The organism is Halomonas sp. KM-1, assembly GCF_000246875.1.
Lineage (GTDB): Bacteria > Pseudomonadota > Gammaproteobacteria > Pseudomonadales > Halomonadaceae > Halomonas > Halomonas aerodenitrificans.
The window spans coordinates 1-25,941 of the sequence record NZ_BAEU01000135.1 but is presented as its reverse complement, the minus strand read 5'-3'; the positions used below and the strand labels follow the sequence as shown (position 1 = coordinate 25,941).

Below are 25,941 nucleotides of genomic sequence, written 5' to 3'. Positions count from 1 at the left end.
CGGGCCGGTTCGTTTCGTCTTGTGTTCGAAGCACGGCCCAAAGATCGCTTTGGCTGCGGCTGGCAGGCCTCGCTCCGACGACTAGACTGAGGGGCACAAGCAAAAGGAACCTGCTGACAGGAGAGCCGCCATGGAACGCATAGGCCATCGTTCACGTCTTCGCACCCGTTTCCCCGTTGAATCCCGCACGTCGGTTTGTGAACCGCGCACCTTGCCAGCCCCGCAACCGCTTACCCGCCTGCGTGTCGGCGGGCTGACGTTGATGACCGGTGCCGCTCTGGCCCTCGTGCTGGCCGGTACGGCGGAAGCCCAGGCACAAGAGCCCGGCTCGGAGAGGCTGATGGGCCAGGAGGCGGAAGCCGAGGATTCCGGGCTCGAACACCCGAGCGAGTATCTCGTGGTAACCGACTTTCCCGGTGAGCTGACCGACGCCGATCTTGCCACCTGGCAGGAGCACGTACCCGACATTCAAGACGTTGAAATCCCCTCCTCGGTGGACGACTACCAACAGCCGGCATTGTTCTTCGCGCCCGAAGGGGAAGAAGAGCGGCCGCTGCTGATGGTGCTGCACAGCTGGAGCACCGACTACCAGCAGAACATCGATATTCCTCTCGCCGAGTTCGCGGTGGCCAACGATTGGGCGTTCATTCATCCCGACTTCCGCGGTGCCAATGACGGGGAGCCCGAGTCGACGGCTTCCGAGCTGGTCATCTCCGACATGGAAGATGCGCTGGAATATGCCCGGGAGAACGCCAGCGTCGACGAGTCGCGCATCTATCTGCTGGGCTACTCGGGCGGGGCCATGAATGCACTGCACCTGGCCAGCCGCCAGCCCGATACCTTTGCCGGCGTGGCCGCCTGGGTGCCGGTCTACGACCTGATCAGCTGGTATGAGTTTCACGAGGGAAGCGCCGAGGATTACGCCGAGCAGATCGAGGGCGCCTGCGGGGGGGTGCCGGAAGAGGGCAGCGAGGCTCATGACGAGTGCGTCGCGCGCAGCCCCAAGGCCCACGTACCCGATGCGGCAGGCGAGATGCGGGTCGTGATCGCCCACGGTATTCACGATGACATCGTCCCTGTCGATCAGGCGCTGCACGCCTACAACGATCTGGTCGAGGAAGAGGCGCGCCTCTCTCCGGAGCAGATCGAGGCGATCGAGGAGAGCCGGGAAGTGCCGAACGACTTGGCCGAGCGCTCGCTGCATCAGGAGCGCGAGTACCCGCACTTCGATGCCGCCGAGGCTGCGGTGCTGCTGCATCTGCAGTCCGGTCCGACGGAGCTGGTGCTGTTCGATGGCGAGCACGACATGCTGTATCGCCCCGGTCTCGAATGGCTTGCCAAGCAAGAACGTGAATGAGGATATCGCCCACCCAGCAAGGATGAGTCATGCTTTGCAATGTTCTACTTCGACGCCCACGCAGACTGGGCGTCATCTTGTTTGCCTTGGTTACCCACCCCGTTTTCGCAGCCAGCCCACCGGCGGGCAGCGCACCGCCTACCGCACCGGGAGAGTGGTCGGAGGTCGAAGCCCCCGTTCCCGGTCCGCCTCGGGTCATCGGGCCTTTCGATGGCGGCTGCATCGCCGGCGCCGAGCGCCTGCCCGAGGAGGGCATCGGCTACCAGGCGGTGGATCTCGAGCGTAACCGCCACTACGGCCACCCCTCGCTTCTCGACTATGTCGAGCGGCTGGGGGAGCGCGTCAACCAGGCCGGGTTTGGACCGATCCTGGTTGGCGACATGGCGCAGCCCCGCGGTGGGCCGATGCCCTATGGACATGTCAGCCACCAGACGGGGCTCGATGTCGACATCTGGTTCCGCCTCGACCTGCCGTTCCTCGAGCGCAGCGAGCGCGAAGACCTCGAGCAGCCGATACTGGTCGATCCGCGCACCAATCGCCTCGATGAACGCTGGACCGACGAGCATGCCGAGTTGATTCGCCTGGCGGCGGACGACCCGCGCGTAGCACGGATCTTCGTCGACTCCGCTGTCAAGCGCGACCTGTGCGAGCGGGAATGGGACGACCGCTCCTGGCTACGCCTGATTCGCCCCTGGCACTCCCATGACGAACATCTGCATATACGGCTAAGATGCCCACCCGACCAGCCGGAGTGCATCGACCAGCCGCCACCCCCGCCCGGCGACGGCTGCCAGGCGCTTGCGCCGACGCCGCGCCCCGATGTCTACCCCTCGCCGAGTCGTTCGTTGCCGCCTGCGTGCAGGGCGATACTCCAGCAATAGCTGTAACGACAGCCTCTTGCCTGCCCGGTAGAATGGCCGCATGACGGGGAGGCGAGAGGTGGCGGTGGAACGGCAGGGTTTCGTGTTGACGCGGCACTGGCGGGATACACCCGCAGGCTGCGAGGTGAGCTTCTGGCTGGCGACCGATACCGGACCCTGCCACGTGCGCCTGCCCCCGCAGCCTTCGGTGGCGTTCCTGCCCGCCGCTCGGCGTGAGGAAGCGGAACGTCTGCTGCCCGCCGAGCCCGGTATCGAGCTCAAATCCCTCGAGCTGCGCGACTTTCGCCTGCAGTCGGTGGTTGGGCTCTATTGCCGTCAGCAGCGTCAGCTGCAGCAGTGCAAGAGGCGGCTGCGCGAAGGGGGTATCGCACTCCTCGAGGCCGACGTACGCCCGCCAGAGCGCTATCTCATGGAGCGCTTCATCACCGCTCCGGTGCGCTTCAGCGGCGAGTGCGAGGCCGACGGCGTATGGTCCAGCGCTCAGCTCAGGCCGGCAGAGCACTATCGTCCCCATCTCAGGCTGGCGTCGCTGGACATCGAGACCAGTGAGCGGGGGGAGCTCTACTCGATTGCGATTGCCTGCGACGAGCAGCGCCAGGTGTTCATGCTCGGCCCGCCCAACGGCCAGCAGGGCGAGGCCGAGCGTGAGCGGGACTTCGCACTCGAATACTGCGATAGCCGCCAGGCGCTGCTCGAGCGCCTCAACGACTGGTTCGCCGAGCACGACCCCGACGCCATCATCGGCTGGAACCTGGTGCAATTCGACCTGCGTCTGCTGCAGCGTCACGCCGAACGACTGGGCGTGCCACTGCGCCTGGGGCGGGGCGGCGAATCACTCGGCTGGCGCGCGCATGGCAGCAATGCCAATCACTTCTTCGCCTCCGCGGCAGGACGATTGATCATCGACGGCATCGAGGCCTTGCGCCAGGCCACCTGGCAGTTCGCCTCGTTCAGCCTGGAGCACGTCGCCCAGGAGCTGCTGGGCGAGGGCAAGGCCATCGACAACCCCTACCAGCGCATGGACGAGATCAACCGCATGTTCGCCGAGGACAAGCCTGCGCTCGCCCGCTACAACCTCAAGGACTGCGAGCTGGTCACGCGGATCTTCGACAAGACCGAGCTGATCGACTTCCTGCTGGAGCGGGCCAGCGTCACCGGCCTGCCGGCAGACCGCAGCGGCGGTTCGGTGGCCGCCTTCAGCCACCTTTACCTACCGCGCATGCACCGCCTGGGGTTCGTGGCGCCGAACCTGGCCCAGCCGGGAGAGCGAGAGGGCGACGATAGCCCGGGCGGCTTCGTCATGGACTCCCGGCCGGGGCTCTACGACTCGGTGCTGGTACTCGACTTCAAGAGTCTTTATCCGTCGATCATTCGTACTTTCCTGGTCGATCCGGTGGGGCTGGTGGCGGGCCTGGAGGAACCTGAGTCGCAAAGTGTGCCGGGCTTTCGCGGCGCGCGTTTCTCGCGTACCTGCCATGCGCTGCCCGAGCTGGTCGCACGCGTGTGGCAGGGACGGGACGCCGCCAAGCGCGAAGGCAACGCGCCGCTGTCACAGGCGCTCAAGATCATCATGAACTCCTTCTACGGCGTGCTCGGTTCACGGGGCTGCCGCTTCTTCGATCCGCGCCTGGCATCGTCGATCACTCTGCGCGGCCACGAGATCATGCGTCGTACGCGCGAGCTGATCGAAGCCGAGGGCTACACGGTGATCTACGGCGATACCGACTCCACCTTCGTCTGGCTGGGCAGTGCCCATGAGGAGCCCGAGGCCCACGCCATCGGTCAGCGTCTCGCGGCACGGGTCAATGGTTGGTGGGAGGCGCATCTGGCGGCGGAGTATGGCCTCACCAGTGCGTTGGAACTGCAATTCGAGACCCACTATCGACGCTTCCTGATGCCCACCATCCGCGGCGCGGAAGAGGGTAGCAAGAAGCGCTATGCGGGCCTGGTGCGCGATGCGCAGGGCGCCGAGAGTGTGGTTTTCAAAGGGCTGGAGACGGTGCGGGCCGACTGGACGCCGCTGGCCAAGATATTCCAGCAGGAGCTCTACCGGCGTATCTTCGTCGGCGAAAGCTATCGCGACTTCGTGCGCGACTACGTGGCCCGCACCCTGGCCGGTGAGTTCGACGAGCGCCTGGTGTATCGCAAGCGGCTGCGTCGTCGGCTGGATGAATATCGCCGTAACGTGCCGCCCCATGTGCGCGCCGCACGCATGGCCGACGCGCTCAACGACCGGCTTGGCCGCCCGCGACAGTACCAGCAAGGCGGCTGGATCCGCTACGTGATCACCGTGGCCGGTCCGGAGCCGCTCGAAGCCCGCCGCTCGACCGTCGACTACGATCACTATCTCTCGCGTCAGCTGCAGCCCGTAGCCGATGCCATACTTCCTTTTCTAGGCGACGATTTCGCCACACTGATCGACCGCCAGCTCGGCCTCTTCTAGCCCAGGAGATTTATTTACTGTTCGCTTCGGCGCTGCCAAAGGTTTGGCCGTTCATGAACTGGCGGCGCCAAGTGCGAACCTTCTCATGGGGGTAAGCCATGTTGCAGGCCTCGAACAGCTCCTCGAGGAAGCGCTTGCGCTTGCCCTTGCATCTGCCGGCGAACACGGTAGCCGCGATCAGTAGCTCGAGCACGCGGTGCTTCTCTGCCCGTTCCAGCCGGCTGAGCGCAAAGCGCTGCCCGGGCCAGTCCACATCGATCTCGTGCTCCTGATGGTGGAAGGCGTCGAGCAGGCGGGAGAGCAGGTAGACATGGTTGGGGTGCGCATCCTGGTTGGCCATGATCAATGCGCCTACGGCATGCAGTGAAACCCGCTGTGCACGCTTACTCAGAGGGTCTTGCGACAGCCTTGTGATCATCGCTTCGATGGCGAATGGTCCCAGTGCCTGTTCGCGGGCCTTGATCATGATCCGCCAGGTGATGATGGCGTTCCAGGCAGCATACAAGGGGCCGGTGACCAGCGGCAGCAGGCCGCGCAGCGCCACGCGGCCCAGCACCCGGCGCAGGAAAACGCGCAGCAGGAAGCTGGTCACGCCAACCTTCAGGCGATACATCACCGACATGGTAATGAGCCGCCAGCGGCTCAGGTAAGCGTAAGGGTCGATGCCGTAGATCCGGTGCCTGGGGCTGGGAAATTCGAGGGCTGCACGGCTCAGGCCCAGCAAGGTCAGCTCGGCAAGAGGGCTGTCGTGCAGCGGTGCGCCGGCCAGTCGGCTAGTGGTGGCCACGCCACGCAGGGCGTTCCAGTAGAGGAAGGCGATTTCCAGCGCACTGACCACCCCGGCAACGGCAAAGAAGCCGGTCCAGTAGGGCAACTGCTCCATCAGGCTCATGTACTGCATGCCATCGAGCATGCCTTGGCGCATGTACCACTCCATGCCACCGATGATGCCGCCGGAAACGATGCCGGCCACCATGGCCCAGGCGACGCTGGCGTAAAAGGCGCGCTCGATTCCCTTGAGTTCGTGGTGCCGACACGCCTGCCTGGGAGTGGCCCGGCGGCGATTGTGCTGTTGTAGAAAGCGCCCTGCCCAGCGCTCGAAGGTGCTGGGTTGGGGGGCGTACTCTAGGTCCGGTCTTGTTTCTGCCATGAAACCCTTGCCATGTCCTTGGTTCTGGTTGTTATCCATCAGCGTAGCGTTGCCACAGTATTACGACGAGCCATACGCCCGTTCGATTCGCAAGCGAACGGTGTTCGAAAAAGATTGACGCTGCGCTGGGGCAAATGATATTTAGCGCTACCGGCAATGCCTGCCGGAGTGAAATCGACATTCTTGAGGGTTTGTGAACATGCCTTTGCGCCGCTGTTTGCCCGTAGTTCTGGTCGCCGCTGCCCTGGTCGCCGGCTGTGCCAGCAATTCCACCATTGCGCCTCGCTACACCACCGAAAATCCCGATCTGCTGCGCATCGGTGGCGAGCGCCCGTCCAACCCGGACGTGCGTACCGAAAACGCCGGCTCCTTCTGCATGGAGATCACCGAGCGCTGGAACGACCATGGCAGGACGCCGGATGGCCAGACCTTGTGGGCCAAGGACACCATGCGTAAGGTAGTGCCCTGCCAGTAAGCGACGACATTCTCGTACAAGGCCCGGTGTGCACAGCACCGGGCCTTGTCGTTTATGGCTTGTCACGAGTGGCTTGCAGAGAGGGGCTTGCGGTGATTAGCGTGACTCTGTTTCAAACGTATGATTGAATATTCAGCGCGCCTTACATTCAGGCTCGTATGGTCTATGGTTAGTCGTTCAGGGAGCCGACGGCAGGCGCGAGAGGGCAGATACACGCGATAGCGCAGACACAGGGAGGTCGTTCGATGAAGCGGGCAGTGGGGCTTATGGCGATAGTTGCGCTGGCGTTGGCCGGGTGCAACGGCGACCAGGCTGCAGAGGACGAACCTGCGGTGCGTGTGGTGAAGCTCATGGAAGTGGGGGAACACACGCTGGTGCCGAGCCGACGCTTCGTCGGCAGAGTGGAGGCCCTGCGCACGGTAGACCTGTCGTTCCGAGTCGGCGGCCAACTGATCGAGGTGCCGCCGCGCCAGGGCGAGACCATCCCCCAGGGCGAAAGCGTGGCTCGCCTCGACCCGACCGACTTCGAGCTGGCCGTTCGGCGAGCCGAGGCCGAATATCAGCTGGCCAGGCGAGAGATGGAGCGTACCCGTCAGTTGCTGGAAACCAATGCCATCTCGCAGTCGGCCTTCGATGAGGTGCGCACCCAGTACGAGCTTGCCGAAGTGCAGCGCGACAGCGCGCGTCAGGACCTCTCCTATACCACCATCGAGGCGCCCTTCGATGCCATGGTGACCCGCCGGCTGGTGGAGAATCACAGCAACGTGCAGCCCAATACGGCCATTGCGCGGGTGCAGGACGTAACGGAGCTACGGGTCAGAATCAACGTTCCCGAGACCCTGGTGCGCAACGTCGTGAATCCGGAGCGCTTCGAGGTCGAGGCCGAACTGCTCTCGGTACCTGGCGAGCGCTTTCCCCTCGAGTACCGCGAGCATGTCACCGAGCCCGATGACGTCGCCCAGACCTACCAGGTGGAGTTTGCCATTCCCGATCATGAAGCCGTCGGAGCGATGCCGGGCATGACGGCTTCCGTTTCGGTGTCGTTGATCGATGCCATCGAACATGGCGCGCTGCGCATCCCCGTGGCCGCGCTCGATACGGACAACGAAGGCAACTTCCGGGTCTGGGTCTATCGCGCCGACGACCAGCGCGTCGAGCCGCGCCAGGTGATGGTTGGCCAGCTGCATGGCGACACGGTGCCGGTACTGGCGGGCTTGCAGCCCGGTGAGCGGATCGTGGCGGCAGGGGCCCATCTGCTGCACGAAGACATGCGTGTTCGCCCCATGGAAGAGACTCTCTAAGTACTGTCCGAAAACTGGCAGGAGCAGGATATGGATATCGCCAAGTCGTCCATCGAACGGCCGGTCATCACCTGGCTCATCGTCGTCGTCTGCCTGCTTGGGGGCATCTGGGGGTTCAACAACGTCGGCAAGCTCGAAGATCCCGATTTCACCATTCCCAATGCCATCATCAACACCCAGTACCCCGGCGCCACTGCCCAGGAAGTGGAGGAGGAGGTCACCGAGCGCCTGGAGATGGCCATCCAGGAGCTGCAGCAGATCGATGTGATCGAGTCGCTCTCCATGCCGGGGCGTTCGGAAATCGAGGTGGAGGTGGCCTCCACCTACCGTAGCCATCAGCTGCCGCAGATCTGGGACGAGCTACGGCGCAAGGTCAACGACGTGCAGGGCTCGTTGCCGGAAGGCGCTTCGGCCTCGCAGGTCAACGACGACTTCGGTGAGGTCTACGGCATCTTCTACGCGGTGACGGCGCCGGGCTACGGCCACGACGAGATTCGTGACATCTCTCGCTTCCTGCAGCGGGAGATGCTGACGGTGCCCAATGTGGCGCGGGTCACCACGGCGGGGGAGCGCGACGAGACCATCTACATCGAAATCCCCAATGAGCGTCTCACCACGCTTGGCATTCCCGTCGACCATGTGATCAACACCATCCAGACCGAGAACCAGGTCACCGATGCGGGATCGATGCGCATCGGCGACGACCACGTGCGCATCGTCGCCCGCGCAGGAGTGGACAGTGTGGCCAATATCGAGGCGATTCGCATCGGCCGACCGGGCACCACCGAGCAAATCTCGCTGGTCGATATCGCCAGCGTCTATCGTCAGCCGTTGGAAATCCCCAACCACCTGATCCGGCACAACGGCGAGCCGGCCTTCACGTTGGCCGTGGCCGGGGTGGCGGAGGCCAACATCGTCGAGGTGGGCGAAGCGGTGGAGCGTCATCTCGAGGCACTGGAAGCGCGCTTGCCGCTAGGCGTCGAGTTGCATCCCATCTATGAGCAGCATCGGGTGGTGGATGAGGCCATCAACGATTTCCTGGTCAACCTGGCCACCTCGGTCACCATCGTCATTCTGGTGCTATGCCTGTTCATGGGCTGGCGGGTCGGTGTGGTGGTAGGGGCGACCCTGCTGCTGACCGTGCTCGGTACGCTGTTCTTCATGTGGATGTTCGATATCGAGATGGAGCGGGTCTCGCTCGGCGCGCTTATCATCGCCATGGGCATGCTAGTAGACAACGCCATCGTGGTGGCCGAGGGCATGTTGATCAACATGCAGCGCGGCAAGTCGGTCAAGGAGGCGGCCAGCGAGGCCGCCGGGCGTACCCAGATACCGCTGCTCGGCGCTACGGTGATCGGTATCCTGGCCTTCTCGGGCATCGGCTTGTCGGATGACGTCACCGGCGAGTTTCTCTTCTCGCTGTTCGCCGTGATCGCCATTTCCCTGCTGCTGAGCTGGGTCCTGGCCATCACTGTCACGCCGCTGTTCGGCTACTACCTGTTTCACGGCCGGCAGCTCGGCAGCGACAAGGACCCCCACGGCGGTCTGTTCTATCGTATCTACGCTCGCTTTCTCACCCTGGCGCTGCGCCTGCGGGTGCTCTCGGTGGCGCTGCTGGTGGGGATCACGGCGCTGTGCGCCTGGGGCTTCACCTTCGTTTCGCAGTCGTTCTTTCCCGACTCGAATACGCCGCTGTTCTACGTCAACTACGAGCTGCCCCAGGGTAGCGACATCCGTGCTACCCAGCGCGATGCCGAGCGCATTGAGCATTACTTGCTCGACCAGGAGGGGGTGGAGAACGTCTCCACCTTCGTCGGCCGCGGGGCGACTCGCTTCATGCTGACCTACGCCCCGGAGCAGCCCAACCCGGCTTATGCGCAGTTCATCGTGCGGGCCGAGAGCCTGGAGCGCATCGATGAACTCGATCCCCACGTCTATGCCGAGCTTCAGGCCGCGTTTCCCGAGGCGCGGGTACGCACCGAGCGTATCCAGTTCGGCCCGGGTGGGGATGCCCAGATCGAGGCACGCTTCCAGGGCAGCAACCCGGCAGAGCTGCGTCGCCTGGCGGATGAGGCACAGCAGCGGATGCGGGCCAACCCGGCGGTGATCGACGTGCGTCAGAATTGGCGCGAACGAGAGGCCGTCGTGGTGCCGCTGTACAACGAGGAGCGTGCCCGCATTGCCGGGGTCACCCGCGACGAGCTGGCGCAAACCCTGCAGTTTGCCGCGTCGGGGGTACGCGCGGGTACTTACCGCGAGGGGGACAACCTGATACCCATCGTTGCCCGTCCGCCGGCGGACGAGCGCGGCGACGTCTCCCTACTGGCCGACCGCATGGTGTGGAGCAACGCCGAGCAGCGCTTCATTCCCATTGCCCAGATCGTCGACGGCTTCGAAACCCAGAGCGAGGAGTCGCGGATCCATCGGCGCAACCGCGTGCGCACGCTGACGGTACAGGCCGACCCGGCGCCGGGCTACACGGCTGCGGCGGCCCATTCAGCCGTGCGTGAAGAGATCGAGGCCATGGCGCTGCCGCCTGGCTATGCCATGGCGTGGGGCGGTGAATACGAAGACTCGGCCGAGGCCCAGGCCTCGCTGGCGCAACAGCTGCCGCTGAGCTTCGTGGCGATGCTGGTGGTATCGATCCTGCTGTTCGGCAAGCTGCGCCAGCCGTTGATCATCTGGCTGGTGGTGCCGATGTCGATCTGCGGCGTGGTGATCGGGCTGTTGCTAACGGGGCTGCCGTTCTCGTTCACGGCCCTACTGGGCATGCTCAGCCTGTCGGGGATGCTGATGAAGAATGCCATCGTGCTGGTCGACGAGATCGACGCCCAGATCGAGACGGGCAAGGAGCGCCTGGTGTCGCTGATCGATGCCAGCATCAGCCGTCTGCGACCGGTGCTACTGGCAGCCGGCACCACCATTCTGGGCATGCTACCGCTGCTGTTCGATGCCTTCTTCAGCAGCATGGCCGTTACCATCATGGGCGGGCTGGCGTTTGCCTCGCTGCTGACGCTGATCGCGGTGCCGGTGTTCTACTCGCTGTTCTTCGGCATTCCCTATCGCAGGGCAACCGAGAGCGATGAGGAAGAGTCGTCGTCGCTCTCGGCCGGGGGCTGAACCGCCTCACTATCATCGGCGAAATGGTACTCCGTTTGTGGCGGCGGACAGGTGCCGACACCTGGCACCAGATAGGGGCGCAGGATCGGCTCCATGCCCTTCAGCACCTGAACAGGCAGGGCCGAGGTGAAGCGGAAGTCGTCCGAGGCGCTGCCTGAGACGAAAGCGGTCAGGGTGCCGAAGTGATCCTCGCCGAGGTAGAACACGAAGGTGGCCGTGCGGTTGCGTGCCCGCGAACTTGTCACCTGGCCGCTGCGGCTGACCGTCTCGATGCGATTATTGCCGGTGCCGGTCTTGCCGCCCAGCACTAGCGGCGAGCCGTCTTCCAGGGTGAAGCTGCCCTGTAGCCGCCGGGCGGTGCCCCCCTCGACCACTTGCGACAGAGTTTCACGCAGCACCGTGGCCACCTCCGGCCGCATGACCCGCTGGGCCTGCGCGTAGGCGGGGACGAAGCGCGTCTCGTAGGGGGTGTCGGCAGCGAAGTGAAGCTCGTCGATACGCAGGGTAGGCAGCTTGACCCCATCGTTGAGAATGATGCCCATCAGTTCGGCCAGCGCCGCCGGGCGGTCGCCCGAGGTACCCACGGCGGTGGCCAGCGAGGGTACCAGGTGGGCGAACGGATAGCCCAGGCGCTGCCAGCGCTCGTGGATGTCGAGAAATGCCTCGACCTCCAGCATCGTGCGAATGCGTACGTCCCTGGCGCTGCGGTGTCGGGTGCGGAACAGCCAGCCATACACCTCCTGACGCTCCTCGGCACTGGCCGCTACCGCTTCGCCGAAGCTGGCTTCCGGATAGTCGAGCAGGTAGCCCAGCAGCCACAGCTCCAGCGGATGGACGCGAGCCACGTAGCCCTGATCGGTCAGGGTGAAGTTGCCGGGCGCGTAGCGCTCGTAGAGCGCCGCGACCTCGCGCTCGCTGAGCCGGCTGGCGTTGGGCAGCCAATCGACGAGGAACGCATTGAACGTCTCCAGATCGGCCTCGGGGAACAGGTAGCGATGCACGGCCGCCAGGCGCGGTGCGGAGACATTGAGCCCCTCGAGGAAGGTGACGAGACGTGCTTCGCTGTCCTGGTTGCGATACTTGCGCCAGAAGCGCTGCAGGAAGGTGCGTCCCTCACGGTCGGCGAACAGCCGCAGATACTCCTCGCGTCGTGGGTCGCTGTCGTTCTCCAGCACTTGCGAACGGTGCTCGGCATGGTGAGTGCTGTAGCGCACCAGTTCTCGCATCAGCCGAATGAACGGAAGGTTGAGCGATTCGCGCATGGCCTCCGAGAGAGTCGGATTGCGCCCGTTGTCCTCGCGGCGGAAATTGCTGAAGGTATGGCGTCCGCCGCCGGTGAAGAAGGCCTCGGCCGGGCTCGCCGAATAGCGCCGCTCCATGGCCATGCCAAGCAGCGCATCGAGGCTGAGATCGGGCCTCTCGATGAGGCGGTCCAGCACCCAGCGGCTGAGCGTGTCCTGGCGGTCGGTTTCGATGGCGCGTAGCGCCTCTACGCTCTTGCCGGCATGGCGGCCGTGCACCTCGGCCACCATTTCGAGGTAGGTGGCGAGCACCCGCAGCTTGGCGGTGGAGCCCAGCTCCAGTTTGCTGCTCTGATTGATGTCGAACGGCTGGTCGGTATTGTCGGTCTGCACGCGGACCCGGAAGCCATCCTCGCTGCGCTCGAACAGGGTGAAGCTGTAGTGCACGTCCTGGGTCCGCTCCCGTGGCAGCAGGCGATCCCCCAGCAGGCCGACTTCGGCGGCGAAGTCCGGGTCCGCCAGTCGATGCAGGTAACGGGTCACGTCCCGCTGTAGATCGGCATGCAGCGTGGTGCTGGTTCTGAGGTCGAGCCGATCGAGATCGTAGAATGACATGCCGAGCATGCCGCCCAGGCGTTGACGCGCCATCTGGATGCCCTTGTCCGGCTCATTGCGCAGGTCGAACGATGCCGTGCCGAAGTGACGGAACGACAGGCGCTGCTCCAGAGCCGCCTGGGCGAGATCGTACGGCACCACCCCTTCCTGCCTCAGCAGGCGCAGATGGCTGTCGGTCAGCTCCTCCAGGGCCTGCTTGCCATTGGTCAGATACCAGGAGGGACGTCGTTGAGCGATCATCAGGGCCACCACCTGGCGCAGTGCCAACCCCGTCTCTGCGCGTTCATCGACGCCATCGAAGCCGATCGCCAGGCGCCGGTTGAGGGTGTCGAAGTCGGCGCCGAACCAGACCCAGAGGCCGTCGCCGAGTCCATGCACCTCGCCGTAGCCGGGCGCCGCGGACAGCGGTACGGTATTGAGGTAGTCCAGTGCCACGTCCTGGCGAGCCGTCATGGTTTGTGGGCCCTGGCGATAGCTGCGCACGCTGGCGGAAACCATCTGGCGCAGCTTCTCCATCGGCGAGTAGGTCAACCCCCGCGGCGAATGCCGATACTTCTCCACCTGAGTAGCCAGGGTGCTGCCACCTGCGGACTGCTCCGAAAGATCCAGGGCGCGGCCCACCTGGGACATGGCCGCACGGGTGAAGCGTGGCCAGTCGACGGCAGGGTTAGCGTAGGGGGTGCTTTCGTTCAGCAAATGGCGGTTCTCGATGAACAGCAGCACCTGCAGTATCACCGGTGGAATGGCCTCGAAACTGGCGTATTGACGCTGAGGGTGGCGGAACTCGTAGAAGGTGTCGCCGCGGCACTCCTCGATGGTCAGGCCGGCCTGGGTTTTCTCTCCGAAAGGCGGGAAGAAGCCGCGGCGGGTGTAGTCGAGCAGGGCGGGCGTGAAGCGGGCCTGCTCGGCGATCTCGTAACCGCGATTGTTCAGGCGGGATTCGAATTCCGGTAGCAGGGTATAGCCCAGGCGTTGATCGAAGGGGCCGTGTTGAGGAAACAGGATCTGCGTGCTGCGACCGGGCTCCACCGTGTAGCGCAGGGTTGAGGCGTAGCGGGAGAGCTCCTGGGCCTGAAAGTGGGAGGTCTTGGCCTCGGCGACGAGCAGCGTGGCCAGAGATACCCCGAATACCAGCAGCAAGAGCGCTAGTGTCAGGTAAAGCCAGCGGCGCGACGGCTCCGGCCGAGGAGCAGGGGCGATTCTCGGTTCTTCAATGAACGGCGAACGCCTGGGCAGCGAATCGCCGTTGTCGCGCCACGCCACGGTAGGCGAATCCCGGCGTGACGAAGTACCGCGCACACTCATACGTCACCCCACTCGACCGCGACTCATACTTTTTGTTTTAGCCTAGTCCGGTGAGGCAATAAAGTGGTTGCTAAAAAAGAAATTGTAACCTGCGCTAATTTCCGCGATAGACGCCGAAATGGGTCAATCCGCGATCGTGAAGATGCATGGCCTGCATACGACTCATCACACCTTGAGCGCAGTAGAGCAGATAGCGACGATCATCAGGCAGCGCTTCGGCACGCGACTGCAACTCGAAGAAGGGGATTTCCAGACACTCGACCTGGGAAAGCGATAGGGGCGCCGCTTCGCGTTCCGCAGGCGGGCGAATGTCGATTACGCTGACGGCGGCGTCGTTGGCTGCGGTCTGTAGATCGGTGATCACCTCGAGTTCGGTCGCTGCTGTTTGGGCTTGCTCCAGCAGTTGATCGGAGCGCGTCAGTACCGCTCGTTGGACGGCGTCGTCCAGGACGCTGAAGTCGAAATTTTCCTCTGCTGCGATCACTTTATCGTGGCGTGCCTGAGTGTTGGGCCGCTGGGAAACGGCGCCGCACACCTCGGGCATGCCTTCGGCATAAGTGGCGGTGCCGATCTGGCGTGCGGTGTCGATGATGGTTTGCTTGTCCTCGGCGATCAGCGGACGCAGGATCGGCACGTCGCTGGCCTCGTCCATCAGTACCAGGTTGGTGAGGCTCTGGCTCGAGACCTGAGCGATGGCATCGCCGGTCACCAGCATGGGGATACGCGCACGGGTGGCGATGCGACTCGCGGCGCGCACCATCATGCGCTTCAGCGCCACGCCGATTAGACCATCGGGAATGCTGCGCTGCAGTTCAGCCACCACGCCTTCGAACGGCACCGCAATGAATTTCACGCGATGTGAGCGGGAGTAGCGATGCCACAGATGGTGTGCCACTTCGCGTACCGCGGCCTCATGGCCGGCGCCGCCGAGTTCGAAGAAGAGGAAGTGGGTCTTGATGCCGCGGCGCATCATTTTCCAGGCCGCCACCGGGGAGTCGTAGCCACCCGATATCAGCGTCAGGGCCTGGCCCTGCAGACCCAGGGGGTAGCCGCCAAGGCCGGGCCAGCGCTGGCGCACCATGCGCAGCCGGCTTTCGACCACGTCTACCCTGACGTCCACGTCCGGTTCCTTCAGCCGTACCCTGGCATCGGGCGCCGCATCCAGCAGCGCCCGGCCGAGGTGGCGCTCGAGCTGTTCCGAGCTGAAATCGTGCACCCCACGGCGTTTCACCGTGATGCGAAAGGTGCGGCCGGCGATGGCGTTCCGCCACACGGGCAGCAGCCGTGCGGTGGTGTCCTCGAAGGAGACGAAAGGGACTTCCTCGACGCACTGCACCTCATGCACGCCGGGAATGTCGCACAAGGTCTCCTGTATCTCGCGATACCAGTCGGGTTCGGCATCGGTCGGCACGAGCACCTTCAGTGCATCCCATCCGCCCTGAACGTCTATCGTCTCGCCCAACGGACGCAACACGTTGCGTATGTTACCGACCAGGCAGCGAGTCATCTGGCGGCGCACCGAACGTGACTTGATGGTGATTTCCGGAAACAGCTTGAGCAGATAGTACATGGGCAAGGGATTTGTAAAGGTATTGGAAAACAATTGCTTGCCATTATACCAGAGAGAGGTAAGCGGGGGGCGGATTCTCGTCTCGAAGCCATTCGGGGGAGCCAGGGCGCCTTGCGGCGCCCGCCTATCGAGTCATGCCGTTGCGTTGATTGAGTGACTCAGTAGAGCGCCTGCTCCTCACTGATCACTTCCTTCAGCAGTTCCAGGAACAGTTTGTCGGCTTCGGAATGTTCCTGCGGATCTTCGGGGATGTGCACGCTGGTGGTATCGGAAATTTCATTGGCGATACGGGCAGCGGCATCTTCGGGCTTGCCCTCGCTGTAATGACGGCGGGCAATCTCCAGTGACTGTTCGAGGATACGCGGGTCCTGTAGCAACTTCTTGATGAAGCCGCGCAGCTCATTGATAACGCGTGTTTTTTGAATTTCAGATGAGGCTGACATGTCACGTCTCCTTTTGCTGATAGCGCCGGCCATTCATGTGGCTGACGATACCATGTTTGTCGGCAAGCGGGAGAGCGCCGTCAATGCCTGACGGCTCAGCCTCGCGCCCGGTTCCCGGCGTTAGGCAGTCTCATGCTAAAGGTTGAAAAAACGACGAAGGAATCTATTGGACAATCGGATAACCTCGGTTACGCTTACTTACAAAAAAGGGTTGACCTTTCCTGGAGGCGTGCGACGAGGAGTATCAAAGGTAACTCAATGTATCCCGTTGATGCTCATACTGCGGCGTGGTTCAGGCAAATCAGCTTTCGAAAGGGAATCGGGAAAGGATGCACCGTCCGGCTTGGTCCGGGTGAGCCCCGTAATAACAAGAACATGTCTTCACAACTCGACGGATCGCCTGTGCAGACGGGGCGATCGATATCATGAAAAGGGAACTCCCATGAAATATGCCACTGACTTCTCTCGTACCCACAAGCTGGCCAAGGCCGCGCTGGTGGGGTCTTCGCTTGCGCTGCTTCCCCTGACGGCCGCGGTGGCCCAGACTCTACCGCCCGGCCTGGCTGCGCCGGGGTCGTCGGATATTCAGCAGGTCGTGCGCCAGGCGCTGGTCACCAATCCGGAAGTCAAGGCGGCCTGGAACGGCTTGAGTGCCGCGGGCCATGATGTCGGAGTGGCACGCGGCAACTACCTGCCCAGCGTCGACGTTGCGGCCGGCGTCGGTCGTGAGGATCGTCAGGGCGATGGACGCGGCAGCTACGATACCGACTTCGCCGAGCTGCGCCTGACCCAGATGATCTACGACGGTTTTGCCACCCGCAGCGAGGTCGAGCGACTCGATCGTGCCAAGCTGGTGCGCTACTACGAGCTGCTCGGTGCCAGCGAAAACGTCGCCCTGGAAGCCACTCGTGCTTACCTCGACGTGCGCCGGTACCGTGAGCTGGTTCGTCTTGCCCAGGACAACTATGCCGACCACCTGCGCGTGTTCAACCAGATTGAGGACCGGGTACGCTCCGGTGCCGGTCGCGGTGTGGACCTCGAACAGATCAGCGGTCGCCTGGCACTGGCCGAATCCAACCTGATGACCGAGGCCTCCAACCTGCACGATGTCACCGCGCGCTACCTGCGCATCGTCGGCAGCCTGCCCGCCGAGAATCTGGCCCCGGCGCCGCAGCTCGACACTCGCCTGCCGCCTTCGGTGAGCGAAGCCGTCAATCTGGCCTTCCAGGGCAATCCCGACTTCCACGCCGCCATCGAGAACATCGAGGCGGCCCGGGCCGAGCAGGCCGGCACCCGGGCCGGGTTCCAGCCGCGCCTGGATCTGCGCGGTCGCACCGGTACCAACAACAACGAAAGCGGCTTCGATGGCTTCGGGCGGCGCGACCGTCACAGCATCGAACTGGTCGCCAGCATGAACCTGTACCGCGGCGGCAGCGACCTGGCGTCGTTCCGTGCGGCCAGCGACCGTGTCGAGCAGGCCATCGACCAGCGTGACCTGGCCTGTACCAACGTGCGTCAAACCACGCAGATCGCCTACAACGATACCCAGCGCCTGCGCGAACAGATCCGCTACCTCAACGAGCATCGCCAGTCCATCGACCGTGTTCGCGGCGCCTATCAGCAGCAGTTCGACATCGGCCAGCGCACCCTGCTCGACGTGCTCGACAGCGAGAACGAGTACTTCGAGGCCAGCCGTGCCTATGCCAACGCCCAGTACGACATCGCCCTGGCCGATGCGCGCACCCTGGCGGCCATGGGCCAGTTGATGCAGGCACTCGGCGTCATGCGTGACGACATGCCGAGCCTGGCCGAACTGGGCAGCGACGGCGTGGCGCTCGACCCGAGCGTGCTGTGCCCGATCGACGGTCCCGGCGGCTTCACCCTGGCCGACTTCACCCGGGGCATCAGTGCGCCGGCGCCGACCCGTGCACCTGACGTCACGCTTTCCGCCGACGCTCTGTTCGCCGTCAACAGCGCCGAGCTGGGCCCGGATGCGCGTCAGGAACTCGCTGACCTGGCCGGCCAGATCCGTGGCCGTACCGATCTGGCGCGAGTCTTCATCGCCGGCCATGCCGACAGCACCGGTAGCCATGCCATCAACGATCCGCTGTCGCAGCGTCGTGCCGACAGCGTGGCGGATTACCTGGTCGGTCAAGGCGTCGATCGCGGCCTGATCCAGACCCGCGGTTACGGCTCACGCCGTCCAGTGGCGAGCAACGACACGGTAGAAGGGCGCCGTCAGAACCGCCGCGTGGAAGTCACTCTCGAGCGCGTGGGTGAAAATCTCGACATGTCGTCCGCGCAGCAGTGGCCGGCTATCGGCACTCAGGAAACGGAGCACGCCACTCAGCTGAGCGTGGCCGAATTCTGGGCCCAGCAGCAGCCCGTTGCCAGCGTCTATCGCGAAGTTCAGGGCGAGGTTTACGGTGAGGTCGCCCTTGGCGAGCTGGCCGTTGCCGGTCAGGCAGAGCCGCAGGCGGTGGGTGTCGAGCAGGGCGCCTACCTGCAGGTGGCGGCGCTGAGCGATGCGGGACGAGCCCAGCAGCTCGGCAGCCAGCTCAGCGATGCCTTGGCCAGGCCGATGCGCCTGGTCAGCTCTGCCGCACTGCATCGGATCCAGCTCGGCCCCATCGGCGATCCGGGTGAACTGGCGGCACTGCGTGGCGAGCTGAAGCGCTTGGGTTATGCCGACAGCTATGTCGTGCAGGGCTGAACGACCCGGGGTAAAAGCTGTCTGTGCTGCGTTCGCACGGACAGCGCCGTAATCGTCATCTAGCATCAACCCGCCCGGATCAGCCGGGCGGGCCTCATCCCCGAGGTCCACGTGACACAGCAAGAAGTGTTGTATTCCTCCCAGGAGGCCCCTCGCTCGGCAGTTCGTGACGAGCTGCTCGAGTGCCTGCAAACCGTTGCTCTGGCTCATGACCATGCGGTCACGCCCGATGCATTGACGGCGGGCCTGCCGTTGGAAGAAGGGCGCCTCACACCCGGTGTCTTTGCGCGGGCTGCTGCGCGGGCCGGTATGACGGCACGTATCGCCAAGAGTCGTCTGGTGCAACTCAACCCGGCACTCTTTCCCGCCGTTTTGCTGTTGGAACCGGGGCGTGCTTGCGTGCTCGTGGGGCTGGACCTCAAGTCGCGCCGGGCACGGGTGATCTTTCCCGAACTCGGCGATGCCGTCACCGAAGTCGATCTCGATGGCCTTACCGAAAGCTACAGCGGTCAGGCCATTTACGTGCGACCTCGCTTTCGCTTCGATGCGCGGGGCCCGGAAGTCGACAAACAGCGCTCCCGCCACTGGTTCTGGGGCGTCATCCGCGAGAACCGTCGCCTCTATCGCGATGTGATCGCCGGCTCTGTGGTCATCAATCTTTTTGCGGTGGCGATGCCGCTGTTCGTGCTCAATGTCTACGACCGTGTGGTGCCCAACCATGCGACCGAGACGCTGTGGGTGCTGGCCGTCGGTATCTTCGTCGTGCTCTGTTTCGATCTCGCGCTGCGCCTGATGCGCAGCGCTTTCGTCGACCTGGCGGCAAGCCGGGCCGACGTCAAGCTTTCATCGCGAATCATGTCCCAGGTGCTGGGGCTACGCATGGAGGCCAAACCCGCCTCTACCGGGTCATTCGCCTCGACCTTGCAGTCCTTCGAGTCGGTGCGCTCGTTCATCGGCTCGGCCACGGTGGTGGCGCTGGTCGACTTGCCCTTCGTGCTGCTGTTCGTGGGCGTGATTGCCTTGATAGGGGCACCGCTGGCCTTACCGGTTCTGGCCGGTATCGTCTTGGTACTGCTCTACGCCTTGGCCGCTCAGGGCAAACTGCATGAGCTTTCCGAAACCACGTGGCGGGTCAGCGCTCAGCGCAACGCCACGCTGGTGGAATCGCTGTCGAGCCTGGAGACGGTGAAGTCGCTGCGGGCCGAGAGTCGTATTCAATCGATCTGGGAGAAGGCGACCGCGTTTCTCTCGCGCACTTCCGCCCAACTGCGCCTGGTCAGCACCTCAGTCTCCAACGTCGCCATGTGGGCTCAGCACACCGTGGCCGTGGGCGTCATCCTGATCGGCGTTTATCTGATCATCGATGGCAATCTGAGTCAGGGTGGGCTCATTGCGGCCTACATGCTGTCGTCCCGGGCCATGGCCCCCATCAGTCAGGCGGCGGCGTTGCTGGCCCAATATCACCAGTCTTCCACCGCGCTCAAGTCGCTCGACGATGTCATGCAGCGACCGGTGGAGCGGCCCGAAGGCAAGGCGTTCATCTCGCGTCCGGTGGTCCGTGGCGAGATTCGCTTCGACAAGGCGTCGTTGCGCTATCCCGACGAGGAGCGCGATGCGCTGCGCGATGTCTCGCTCAAGATCGAGCCTGGTGAGAAGGTGGCGCTGCTCGGTCGCGTGGGGTGCGGCAAGACCTCGCTCAACAAGCTGCTGCTGGGCCTTTATGCGCCCACGGCGGGAGCGGTCATGCTCGATGGGGTCGATCTGCGCCAGTTCGACCCCATCCAGCTGCGCCGCCATATCGGCTACGTACCCCAGGACGTGAGCCTGTTCTTCGGCTCGCTGCGCGAGAACATCGTCGCCGGTGGCGGCAGCGACGGCGTCGATGACGACTCGCTGCTGCGTGCCATCAAGCTCAGCGGGCTGGAGAGCCTGGTGAACGGGCACCCTCATGGTGTCGATTTGCAAGTGGGCGAGCGCGGCCAGATGCTCTCCGGCGGCCAGCGTCAGGCCGTGGCCATCGCCCGGGCCATGGTCCACGACCCGCAGATCCTGCTGCTCGACGAGCCGACCAGCTCGATGGATCACGCCAGCGAAGAGGCCTTCAAGACCAATCTGAAGCAGTACGGCGAGGGCAAGACGCTGATCGTGGTGACCCACCGTACCTCGCTGTTGTCATTGGTCGACCGCATCATCGTCATCGATGCCGGCAAGGTCGTCGCCGACGGTCCCCGCGACAAAGTGGTCGAGGCCCTGCGCAAAGGCCAGATCGGGAGGGCCAGCTGATGACCGTCATGTCTTCTCCCAAGGCCAAAGGCAAGGGCAAGAGCGCCGAGCAGCAAGGCTTCGAAGCGATCGGGCGTTTTTCCGAAGTGGGCGGCAAGCCGTTTCGCCCCTTCATCGACCGTCTGTTCTCCAAGCGCGTCACGGCTGCCCATCTCAATCGCGACTGGGCCAGCGATGCCGATTGGGCGCGCATGCAGCAGGACCCCATCCGGGCGAGGATATTCCTGTATACCGTTCTGCTCGCCGTCATCGCACTGATCGTCTGGTCTTACTTCGCCTCGATCGACGAAGTCACCCGCGGCACGGGGCGGGTGATCCCCTCCAGCCAACTGCAGAAAGTGCAGTCCTTCGATGGCGGCGTGGTGCAGGAGATCCTGATCCGCGAAGGTGAACTGGTCGAGGCGGGGCAGGTGCTCATGCGCATCGATCCCACTCGCTTCATCGCCAACTTCCGCGAAAACCGGGCCCAAGCGCTGGCGCTGCGTGCTCGTGCCGAAAGGCTGCGTGCCCTGGCCACTGACACGCCCTTCAACCCCGATGAAGAACTGCGCACCGAAGCGCCGGACATCGTGGCCCAGGAGCGGGAGGTCTACGAGAGCCGGCGCGAGGAGCTGCGCGAACAGGAGAGCATTCTGCGCGACCGCATCCGTCAGCGTGAAGAAGAGCTCAACGAGGCCAAGGCACGCCGGGATACCGCCCAGCGCGAGGCCAGCATGGCCAGCCAGGAGCTGAACCTGACGCGGCCGCTGTTGCAGTCCGGGGCGGTTTCTGAAGTCGACATACTTAGGCTGGAGCGCGAAGTGTCCCGCGCGACCGGCGAGCGCAACCAGGCGGCAGCCTCGGTTGCTCGACTCGAGGCCGCCGTGGAGGAGGCGCGCACTCAGCTACGCGAGCTCGGCGCCGAGCGACGCAGCAACTGGCGCAACGATCTGGCCCAGACCATCGGCGACCTCGGTGCGCTCGATGAATCCAGTGCCGGCCTGCAGGATCGCGTGCGCCTGGCTGAGGTGCGCTCACCGGTTACCGGCGTCGTGCAGCGTCTGGGTATCACCACCTTGGGTGGCGTCGTGCAGCCCGGCCAGGACGTGGTGGACATCATACCCAGCGACGATCAACTGCTGGTCGAGGCGCGTATCGCCCCGCAGGACATCGCCTTCCTGCGCCCGGGTCAGCCGGCCACGATCAAGCTGACCGCCTACGACTTCGCCATCTTCGGTGGGCTGGAGGCCGAACTGGTACATATCAGCGCCGACACCATCACCGACGACAACGACAACACCTTCTATCTGGTGCGTGTGAGAACGCTGGAGGGAGAAGATCTGGGTGGCGACATCCAGGTCATTCCCGGCATGACGGCTCAGGTCGACATCCTGACCGGCAAGCGTACCGTGATGCAGTTCTTGCTCAAGCCCGTGCTGAGAGCATGGAGCGACTCCATGGGAGAACGATGATGACAGCTCTGTTCATCAGCCAGAAACGTGCAGAAATTCCACGGCTGCGCAGTGCCTTTCCCGACGTCCGCCAGGTCGATCCTGAACGGGTACTGCGACTGACGAAGCGTGGCGACCAGATCTGGCTCATGACCGATCATGCCGAGTGGCCTGCCTTGACCACGGCTTTGGCCGCGCAAGGATGTACCATCGTGGTAATGACTCTGGTGCCGAGTGAAGCCGAAGCGCTTCAGGCGCTGCAGGCAGGCGCCAGGGGCTACCTGCATGCGCTCTCGCCACCTGAGCTGCTGTCCCAGGCCGCGCTGGTCACTGGCAATCAAGGGGTATGGGTACCGGCTGAGCTGTTGAGCAAGGTGCTAGGTGCAGCATTCACCACGCTTGGCGGGCGTGAGAGCCTGCCAGTGGATAGCCTGGCCATACTGACGGAGCGTGAGCGTGCTGTGGCCCTGGCCGTGGCAGAAGGGCGCAGCAACAAGGAAGTCGCTCGTCTGCTCGACATCACCGAGCGTACGGTCAAGGCGCATCTCGGCGCAGCGTTTCGCAAGCTGGGGGTGCGTGACCGCATGCAACTGGTGCTCAAACTCTCTCGTCAGGACGAGAATATCGTCTGAAATCTTGGCGCTGTGCTTCTGTTCTAGCCGGCGTGTCCATCAAATGGCTTGCTGTTTTTTCAGCAAGCCTTTGTTTTTGTAGCTTTTATTAAATTTATTTTCGCTAATTTCAAACACTGTCCTTCGGTCCAATATTTTTGTTTCGAAACGTAATTTAATGTGTATCGTCAAGGAGTCCGGTGTGCGCACAACGTGCGCCAGAAGAAAACCAAAAAACGGTAACACTTAGACGAAGCAGGGAGTCAGGTCATGGCCAATGCCACCATCATTTCGATCACGGGGCGCGCCTGGGCGCGAGATGCAGACGGTAATGTTCGCGAGCTGAGCGTTGGGGACACGCTCCAGGAAGGTGAGGTGCTGGTGACCTCCGATAACGGAAGCGCCCAGCTTGACTTCGGCGATGGCCAGGATCCTACAGTGATCGAAGGTGGCGAACAGGTGGCCATGACGCCCGAACTCGATGCCGACGAAGTCGTCGATGCTTCCGAGTTTGCGGCTCTCGATGAGGATCTCGAGGCACTGCTGGCCGCACTGGACGACGACAGCATCGACCTGCTCGACGTGCTCGATGCCACTGCAGCCGGGGCCGGCCCCGGTGGCGCCGCCGATGGTGGTCACAGCTTCGTGCGCCTCGCTCGTATTGCCGAAGATACAAACCCCCTGGCATTCGAATATGGCCTGGGGCTGGGCAGTGAACTGCCCGAGATCGAGGGCGCCGCTTTTACAGCAGCTTCGCCGGAAGACGAGGTTATCGCTCCAACTGCCGGAAGCTTCGACGCGTCGTTGAACGATGCCGATATCCTCAGTGAATCCGGCTCCGTCGTGACTGGCACTCTGCCGTTCTCGTTTGGCTCCGGCGGATCCGGAAGCATCAGCTTTGCGGCCATGGATGGTGTCGAAACCCAGGTCGGTCAAGAAACCATCGTGTATAGCTGGGATGCCGGCAGCAATACGCTGACTGCCTTTTCGCCCGGTCGTGAGCTCAACATCTTCACCATCGAGCTCAATCCCAGCACCGGCGCTTTCACCCTTACCCAGTTGAACAACCTGCTGCATGAAGAGGGCACGGACGAGGCGGTTACAGGCCTGGTCTACACCGTGACCAGCAGCAGCGGTACGGCTACCGGGACGCTGAACATCACCATCCTGGATGACAGCCCGAGCGTGGAGGTCGGCAGCGTTGAGCTCGGCCAGATAGCCTTGATTGTCTACGACAAGCAAACCGTCGGCGATGTCTCCGTGGCCACCGGTAACGTATCCAGTGCCTTCGAGTCTGCTGTCAGCGTCAATTACGGCGCTGACGGCGCGGGCAGCACCGTGGTCGACGCCTACGGCCTGACTCTGGGCAACGTAGAGCACGACCTGACCAGCGGGGGTGAGCCGATCGTATTCACTCTCGAGGATGGCGTCGTCATCGGCCGTGCCGGTGATACCGAAGTGCTGCGCATCGAGATCGATGCCGACACCGGTGTAGTGACCCTGACTCAGTCCGCTCCGGTGGATCATCCCGACCAGGGTGTGGATAGCGTTGGCTTGCCGGCTGGCCTGGTCGGTGTGGTTGCCACGGTCACCGTGACTGATGCCGACGGTGACGTGGTCAGCGATAGTTTGAGTGCCGATTTGAGTGGCACCATCAGCATCGTCGATGACATGCCGAGCATCGACCCCAATCCGGGCGACCTGGCGGAGCTCGAGGTCGACGAAAGCGCCTTCGGTGAGCCGGCAACCGTCGATTTCTCCGGGGCCTTTACCGTTGTCTTCGGGGCCGATGGCGAGGGCAGCGTCAGCTATAGCTTGAGCGTCGAAGGCGATGGCAGCACGGAACTGACGACGACCGACGGCGGTCATGCCATTACGCTAGTCGAGGAGAACGGCACGATCATCGGCCGAGATGCCGATGGCCGGACGGCCTTTACCATCAGCGTCAATGCCGCGACCGGTGAAGTCACCCTGACTCAGCATCTGGCGCTGTCTCACCCGGATGGCTCCAACCCGGCAGACGTGCTGAGCCTGGCCGGCAGCGGCCTCTCGCTCAACGCCACGGTAGTCGATGGCGATGGCGACACGGTTTCGGCCAGTATCGACCTTGGCGGCCAGCTCAGCTTCGTCGACGACGGCCCGGTAGCCAACAACGATCTGGCCCTGGTTCGTCTGGGTCGGTTCGAGAAGTCCGGCAATGTGATGGCCAATGACGTGGAAGGCGCAGATGGCGCCGAGGTCACGCACGTTCAGTTTGGCGAACAAGTCGTCGAGCTGGTCGATGGTAAGGCGGTCATCCAAGGCGTTCACGGTGAGCTGACCATCTATTCCAACGGCGACTTCACCTACGTGCGCGGTGACACGCCAAATCATCAGGGGCTGTTCCTCGACAAGTTCACCTATACCCTGACCGATGGCGATGGCGACACCGATACAGCCACGCTCACCGTCAAGGGCTTCGACTCCCCGGTCGGCATCATCAACCTGCCGCCCTTCGGCCAGGGTGCGCACCTGGTCGTCAACGAAGCAAATCTGGAGAACGGTAGCAGCCCCAATGAGGGTGCTCTGACCCAGGGTGGTAGCTTCCTGGTCAACGCAATCGATGGCCTCGCTCAGGTGACCATCTCCATCGGCGAAGGTGATGATCAACTGACGTTGACCGTCACACGCAACGCGGATGGCAGCTTCAACTATGAGAATGCAGCCATCAACGTGCCGGACGGCTACAAGCTCGAGATCACCGGCATCACACAGCTGCCTCTCGGTAACTATCGCGTCAGCTACGAATATACGCTACAGGGCAACAAGGACCACTCCGCGCCGGGTGAGGACGATGCCTTGATTCGCGACTTCACCATTACGGTCACGGACCGTGATGGCGATACGGCCAGCAGCAACCTCACGGTAAAAGTCATCGATGATGCGCCTGACGCCAACCTTGGTGGGGCCCACTGGGCCACCGAAGGGGGCGATGCCGTCACCGGCACCTGGAACACCGAAAGC

At 63.5% G+C, this 25,941-nt stretch carries 15 protein-coding genes; 11 read left to right on the top strand and 4 right to left on the bottom strand.

Annotated elements, in window-relative coordinates:
• Nucleotides 1-211 precede the first annotated feature (211 nt).
• The 3 genes from B8115_RS16025 to B8115_RS16015 all read left to right on the top strand — a co-directional run bounded on the left by B8115_RS16025 (nt 212) and on the right by B8115_RS16015 (nt 4,681).
• Nucleotides 212-1,357: a S9 family peptidase gene (locus tag B8115_RS16025; protein ID WP_238539234.1), complete on the top strand. Its 1,146-nt coding sequence runs from the start codon at nt 212-214 to the stop codon at nt 1,355-1,357.
• 77 nt (nt 1,358-1,434) lie between these two features.
• Entirely contained in the window at nt 1,435-2,238 is an 804-nt protein-coding gene (mepA, locus tag B8115_RS16020) for a penicillin-insensitive murein endopeptidase (RefSeq protein WP_238539233.1), read from the top strand.
• 40 nt (nt 2,239-2,278) lie between these two features.
• Entirely contained in the window at nt 2,279-4,681 is a 2,403-nt protein-coding gene (locus tag B8115_RS16015) for a DNA polymerase II (protein WP_035591376.1), read from the top strand.
• A gap of 10 nt (nt 4,682-4,691) precedes the next feature.
• Here B8115_RS16015 and B8115_RS16010 read toward each other — a convergent pair whose 3' ends face one another.
• On the bottom strand, nt 4,692-5,831 hold the full coding sequence (locus B8115_RS16010; protein ID WP_026038170.1) for a hypothetical protein: 1,140 nt from the start codon (nt 5,829-5,831) through the stop codon (nt 4,692-4,694).
• 199 nt (nt 5,832-6,030) lie between these two features.
• Here B8115_RS16010 and B8115_RS16005 point away from each other — a divergent pair, with 199 nt between their 5' ends.
• From B8115_RS16005 to B8115_RS15995, 3 genes are all read left to right on the top strand, one after another.
• Nucleotides 6,031-6,306 (top strand): hypothetical protein, encoded by a 276-nt coding sequence (locus B8115_RS16005; RefSeq protein WP_010628839.1) that lies wholly within the window; start codon nt 6,031-6,033, stop codon nt 6,304-6,306.
• Between the two features lie 245 nt (nt 6,307-6,551).
• Nucleotides 6,552-7,607 (top strand): efflux RND transporter periplasmic adaptor subunit, encoded by a 1,056-nt coding sequence (locus tag B8115_RS16000; protein WP_010628838.1) that lies wholly within the window; start codon nt 6,552-6,554, stop codon nt 7,605-7,607.
• A gap of 30 nt (nt 7,608-7,637) precedes the next feature.
• Nucleotides 7,638-10,727, top strand: a complete 3,090-nt coding sequence (locus B8115_RS15995; protein WP_010628837.1) for an efflux RND transporter permease subunit — start codon at nt 7,638-7,640, stop codon at nt 10,725-10,727.
• Here the strand turns inward: B8115_RS15995 and B8115_RS15990 are convergent.
• From B8115_RS15990 to B8115_RS15980, 3 genes are all read right to left on the bottom strand, one after another.
• The gene (locus B8115_RS15990; RefSeq protein ID WP_083861869.1) at nt 10,667-13,888 is read right to left on the bottom strand and encodes a transglycosylase domain-containing protein; all 3,222 of its coding nucleotides are present in this window, start codon (nt 13,886-13,888) and stop codon (nt 10,667-10,669) included. The two genes, B8115_RS15995 and B8115_RS15990, sit on opposite strands and share 61 nt — an antisense overlap.
• A 94-nt stretch (nt 13,889-13,982) precedes the next feature.
• Nucleotides 13,983-15,458, bottom strand: a complete 1,476-nt coding sequence (gene thiI / locus B8115_RS15985; RefSeq protein ID WP_010628835.1) for a tRNA uracil 4-sulfurtransferase ThiI — start codon at nt 15,456-15,458, stop codon at nt 13,983-13,985.
• A gap of 158 nt (nt 15,459-15,616) precedes the next feature.
• On the bottom strand, nt 15,617-15,901 hold the full coding sequence (locus tag B8115_RS15980; RefSeq protein ID WP_010628834.1) for a hypothetical protein: 285 nt from the start codon (nt 15,899-15,901) through the stop codon (nt 15,617-15,619).
• 442 nt (nt 15,902-16,343) lie between these two features.
• Here B8115_RS15980 and B8115_RS15975 point away from each other — a divergent pair, with 442 nt between their 5' ends.
• From B8115_RS15975 to B8115_RS15955, 5 genes are all read left to right on the top strand, one after another.
• Nucleotides 16,344-18,614 (top strand): TolC family outer membrane protein, encoded by a 2,271-nt coding sequence (locus B8115_RS15975; RefSeq protein WP_010628833.1) that lies wholly within the window; start codon nt 16,344-16,346, stop codon nt 18,612-18,614.
• Between the two features lie 111 nt (nt 18,615-18,725).
• The gene (locus B8115_RS15970) at nt 18,726-20,897 is read left to right on the top strand and encodes a type I secretion system permease/ATPase (protein ID WP_026038169.1); all 2,172 of its coding nucleotides are present in this window, start codon (nt 18,726-18,728) and stop codon (nt 20,895-20,897) included.
• Entirely contained in the window at nt 20,897-22,348 is a 1,452-nt protein-coding gene (locus B8115_RS15965) for an HlyD family type I secretion periplasmic adaptor subunit (protein WP_010628831.1), read from the top strand. Before B8115_RS15970 ends, B8115_RS15965 begins: the two co-directional genes overlap by 1 nt.
• Nucleotides 22,348-22,959 carry a response regulator transcription factor gene (locus tag B8115_RS15960; RefSeq protein ID WP_035591373.1) on the top strand — a complete coding sequence of 204 codons (612 nt, stop codon included), beginning with the start codon at nt 22,348-22,350 and terminating at the stop codon, nt 22,957-22,959. The genes B8115_RS15965 and B8115_RS15960 overlap by 1 nt, the downstream gene beginning before the upstream one ends.
• 249 nt (nt 22,960-23,208) lie before the next feature.
• A partial coding sequence (locus tag B8115_RS15955) for a retention module-containing protein (RefSeq protein ID WP_010628829.1) occupies nt 23,209-25,941 on the top strand: 2,733 nt, incomplete at its 3' end.